Below are 4340 nucleotides of genomic sequence, written 5' to 3'. Positions count from 1 at the left end.
CCCCCCCCCAGGCCGCGCCCCCGGTCCCGTACCGCCTCGGTGACCCGGGCCACACGAGGCCGCGTCATCGCCGCGCGCGGCGCGCGATAGCCTGGCCAGTGGCTCTCTTGACGCCGAGAGATCCACGTTCGGGGCCGCTCGGGCCACTGCCGGGGCGACCGACCACCCGCCAGTACCACCCGCAGCAGAAGGCCAGGAGAAGGCAATGACTCGCACTCCCGTCAACGTCACCGTCACCGGAGCGGCCGGCCAGATCGGCTACGCCCTCCTCTTCCGTATCGCCTCGGGCCACCTGCTCGGCGCGGACGTGCCGGTGAAGCTCAGGCTGCTGGAGATCCCGCAGGGCCTCAAGGCCGCCGAGGGCACCGCCATGGAGCTGGACGACGCCGCCTTCCCGCTGCTGCGCGGCATCGACATCTCCGACGACCCGAACGTGGCGTTCGACGGTGCGAACGTGGCGCTGCTGGTCGGCGCCCGCCCCCGTACCAAGGGCATGGAGCGCGGCGACCTGCTGGAGGCCAACGGCGGGATCTTCAAGCCGCAGGGCAAGGCGATCAACGACCACGCGGCCGACGACATCAAGGTCCTGGTCGTCGGCAACCCGGCGAACACCAACGCGCTGATCGCGAAGTCCGCGGCCCCCGACGTACCCGCGGACCGCTTCACCGCGATGACCCGGCTGGACCACAACCGCGCGCTCGGCCAGCTCGCGAAGAAGACCGGTGCCGCCGTCGCGGACATCAAGCGCGTCACCATCTGGGGCAACCACTCCGCGACCCAGTACCCGGACGTCTTCCACGCGGAGATCGCCGGCAAGAACGCCGCCGAGGTGATCAACGACGAGCAGTGGCTCGCCGACACCTTCATCCCGACCGTCGCCAAGCGCGGCGCGGCGATCATCGAGGCCCGCGGCGCCTCCTCCGCCGCCTCGGCCGCCTCCGCGGCCCTGGACCACGTCCACACCTGGGTGAACGGCACCGCCGACGGCGACTGGACCTCCATGGGCATCGTCTCCGACGGCTCCTACGACGTCCCGGCCGGTCTGATCTCCTCCTTCCCGGTCACCACCAAGGACGGCTCGTTCGAGATCGTCCAGGGCCTCGACATCAACGCCTTCTCGCGGCCGCGCATCGACGCGTCCGTCAAGGAGTTGACGGAGGAGCGCGACGCGGTCCGCGCCCTCGGCCTGATCTGATCCACCCGGGCCCGCGTTCGGGCCCAGCGGTCCCGCGACGGCCCCGCCACTCACCCCGGTGAGCGGCGGGGCCGTACGCATCTGCCCCATGGCGCTGTCGGGTTGGTCACATCGCAGTGGCGGTGCGGGGGGAATGGCCCCCAAATGCCCTCCCCGAATGTGGAGATGAAGTGAAGGAACGCTGTGAGGTCGTGAGCTGACTGCAACCCGGCGGGGGTTTGGTGGGTCTCAGTGGACGTTCCTGCCAGGTGTGTTCCGTTCGAGGTTGCGGGGAAGTGCGTATGACCAGGTCCTCCAGTGGTTCGCGGAGGCATGGCGCTGGGCGGCCGGGGGGCGGCGCCGCGCCCGGGGCCGGCATGGCGCCGGTGGCGGATGCGCCGGGACCGGCCGCGGGCGGGCGCGCCGCGGCGCGCAGGAACCAGCGGAAGCAGGGCAAGCGGGGCGGCCGCCGGGCCCTGAAGATCATCGGCCTGACCATGGGCTTCGTGCTGCTGCTCGGCTGTGGCGCCGCCGCCTACGCGTATTTCAAGCTGAGCGGCAACATCAAGTCCGACGACCTGTCCGCGAACGGCAAGAACGGCGCCGGTCACGAGAAACCGGACGCGTTCGGCCGCACCCCGATCAACCTTCTGGTGATCGGGTCGGACGCACGCGCCAAGGCGGGCGACAAGAAGCTCGGCGGCGCGGCCGACTCGAGCGGCGCCCGTGCCGACGTGGAGATGGTGGTGCACATATCCGCCGACCGCTCCAACGCGACCGTGATGAGCATCCCCCGTGATCTGGACTCCAGTTGGGGCAGTTGCCACGACGACGGCCACCCCAGCACGGGCCCGCAGACCGACCAGAAGATCAACGCGGCGCTCAACGGCGGCCCGGGATGCAGCGTGGACGCCGTGCACCAGCTCACCGGGATACCCATCGACCACTTCATGATGGTCGACTTCGAGGGGGTGGTGAAGATGTCCAACGCGGTCGGCGGGGTCCCGATCTGCGTCGACAACAACGTCTACGACCCCTACAGCCACCTGAAGTTGAAGAAGGGCGACCATGTGCTCAAGGGCGACGCGGCCCTGGAGTTCCTGCGCACCCGGCACGGCTTCGGCGACTCCAGCGACAGCCGCGGCCGCACCGTCGCGCAGCACCTCTACCTCAACTCGCTGGTCGGCACCCTCAAGAGCCACGGCACGCTGAGCAGTCCGACGAAGCTGTGGAAACTCGCCAACGCCGCCACCTCCGCACTGACCGTGGACAACGCGCTGAACTCGCCGAGCAAGCTGATCGGCCTCTCGAACGACCTCAACAAGGTCCCGCAGAACCGGATCACCTACGCCACCATGCAGACGTACGACACCAAGGTGAACGGCGTCGACGAGACGCTGATCAGCAAGCCGGGCGCGCCCGCGCTGTTCCACACCATCATCGACGACCAGTCGCTCACCACGGCCGGCGGGAAGGCGAAGCCGTCCACCACGCCCACCGTGGCGCCCGGCACCATCGCCGTGCAGGTGCAGAACGGCTCGCAGGCCGGCGGCCGGGCCGCCGCGATCGCGCAGGAACTGATCGGCAAGGGCTTCAGCCCGCAGACCAGTTCCGGCGACGGCCCGCACGCCACCACGACGTCGCTCACCTACCCGGCAGGCGACCAGGCGCAGGCCCGGACCGTCGCCAAGGCACTCGGGCTGCCGGCGAAGGCGGTCAAGCAGGGCACCGGTGACGGGATCGTGCTGCTGCTCGGCACCGACTGGACCACCGGAAGCGTGTACCCGGGCGGCAAGGCCGGTTCGACGCCCGGCGACACCAAGCAGGCCCTCGACGGCGCCAACTCCAAACTCAGCAAGTGCGCGCAGGTCAGCAGGTTCGACGACGTCATCGGACTGGACGCGGCCGGCCGGCCCACCTCTTCCGATCACACGTACGGCAGCACCTCGCCGAGCCACGCCTACGAGTTGAGCCCGAACATCAAGGACTCGGCGCCGTAAGGGTGTTGGGGCGACGAGGGTCGGGTCCGGGTCAGCCGCAGAACTCCGCCAGCACCTCGCACAGCAGGTCCAGCGCTCCGCCGAACGCGTGGTCGGGCGGGGTCGCGTAGCCGATCACCAGCGCGGGGCGGGCGGCGCGGGCGCCCAGCAGCTCCAAGCCGCCCAGCGCCAGCCCGCGTTGCCGGGCACGGTCGATCAGTGCCTCCAACGGGCCTGCCGTCGGCGGCAGTTCGACGACGGCGTGCAGTCCGGCGGCGATGCCGGAGACCCGTACCGACGGCACCCGCTCGCCGAGCGCGGCCACCAGCCGGTCCCGGCGGGCCCGGTAGCGCAGCCGCATCCGCCGCACGTGCCGGTCATGGGCGCCGGACCCGATGAACTCCGCCAGCGTCAACTGGTCGAGCACCGGCGAGTGGTGGTCGGCCATCCGCTTCTCCCGGACCACCGCGTCCATCAGGTGCGGCGGCACCGCGATCCACGCCAGCCGCAACCCGGGCGCCAGGCTCTTGCTCGCGGTGCCGGCGTACACGACGTGCTCGGGCGCCAGGCTCTGGAGGGCGCCGACGGGCTGCCGGTCGTAGCGGAACTCACCGTCGTAGTCGTCCTCGAGGATCAGCCCGCCCGTGGCCCGGGCCCAGTCCACGACCGCGGTACGGCGCGCGGGCGACAGCGGGACGCCGGTCGGGAACTGGTGCGCGGGCGTGAGCAGCACCGCGTCCGAGGCGCCGTCGAGCAGCTCCACCCGGGCGCCGTCGTCGTCCAGCGGCAGCGGCACGGTCTCGAGTCCGGCCGCCCGCAGCAGCGTGCGGGTGTCGGGGAAGCCCAGCTCCTCCACCGCGATACGGCGCCCGCCGCGGGCGTGCAGCACCCGCGCGAGCAGGCCGATCGCCTGGACGAAGCCGGTGCAGACCACCAGCAGTTCGGGGTCGGCCCGCACGCCCCGCACCCGGGCCAGATACGCCGCGAGCGCGTTCCGCAGCTCGGGCCGCCCGCGCGGATCGGAGTACCCGAACGCCTCGCTCGGCGCCGCGGTCAGTGCCCGTCGGGCGGCGGCGCCCCAGGCGGCCCGCGGGAAGGCGGAGACGTCCGGCGAGCCGGGCCACAGCGAGTACGGCAGCCGCACCGCGTCCGGCACCATCCCGGGCGGCGTCCCCGCGGTGCGCGCC

At 71.8% G+C, this 4340-nt stretch carries 3 protein-coding genes; 2 read left to right on the top strand and 1 reads right to left on the bottom strand.

The window, feature by feature from the left end:
• Positions 1–205 precede the first annotated feature (205 nt).
• Positions 206–1195 carry a malate dehydrogenase gene (locus AC13HU_RS33115; RefSeq protein ID WP_483045683.1) on the top strand — a complete coding sequence of 330 codons (990 nt, stop codon included), beginning with the start codon at positions 206–208 and terminating at the stop codon, positions 1193–1195.
• A gap of 356 nt (positions 1196–1551) precedes the next feature.
• Positions 1552–3174, top strand: a complete 1623-nt coding sequence (locus tag AC13HU_RS33110; protein ID WP_483045682.1) for an LCP family protein — start codon at positions 1552–1554, stop codon at positions 3172–3174.
• A gap of 31 nt (positions 3175–3205) precedes the next feature.
• Here AC13HU_RS33110 and AC13HU_RS33105 read toward each other — a convergent pair.
• A partial coding sequence (locus AC13HU_RS33105) for an aminotransferase-like domain-containing protein (RefSeq protein ID WP_483045681.1) occupies positions 3206–4340 on the bottom strand: 1135 nt, incomplete at its 5' end.

This window comes from Streptomyces sp. NH27, assembly GCF_056859195.1.
This window is presented reverse-complemented; position numbering and strand designations above follow the sequence as displayed.

What these genes read in the sequence shown, in the direction of transcription:
- AC13HU_RS33115 (WP_483045683.1), top strand. Translation starts at nt 206, where the DNA reads ATGACTCGCACTCCCGTCAACGTCACCGTCACCGGAGCGGCCGGCCAG.
- AC13HU_RS33110 (WP_483045682.1), top strand. Translation starts at nt 1,552, where the DNA reads ATGGCGCCGGTGGCGGATGCGCCGGGACCGGCCGCGGGCGGGCGCGCC.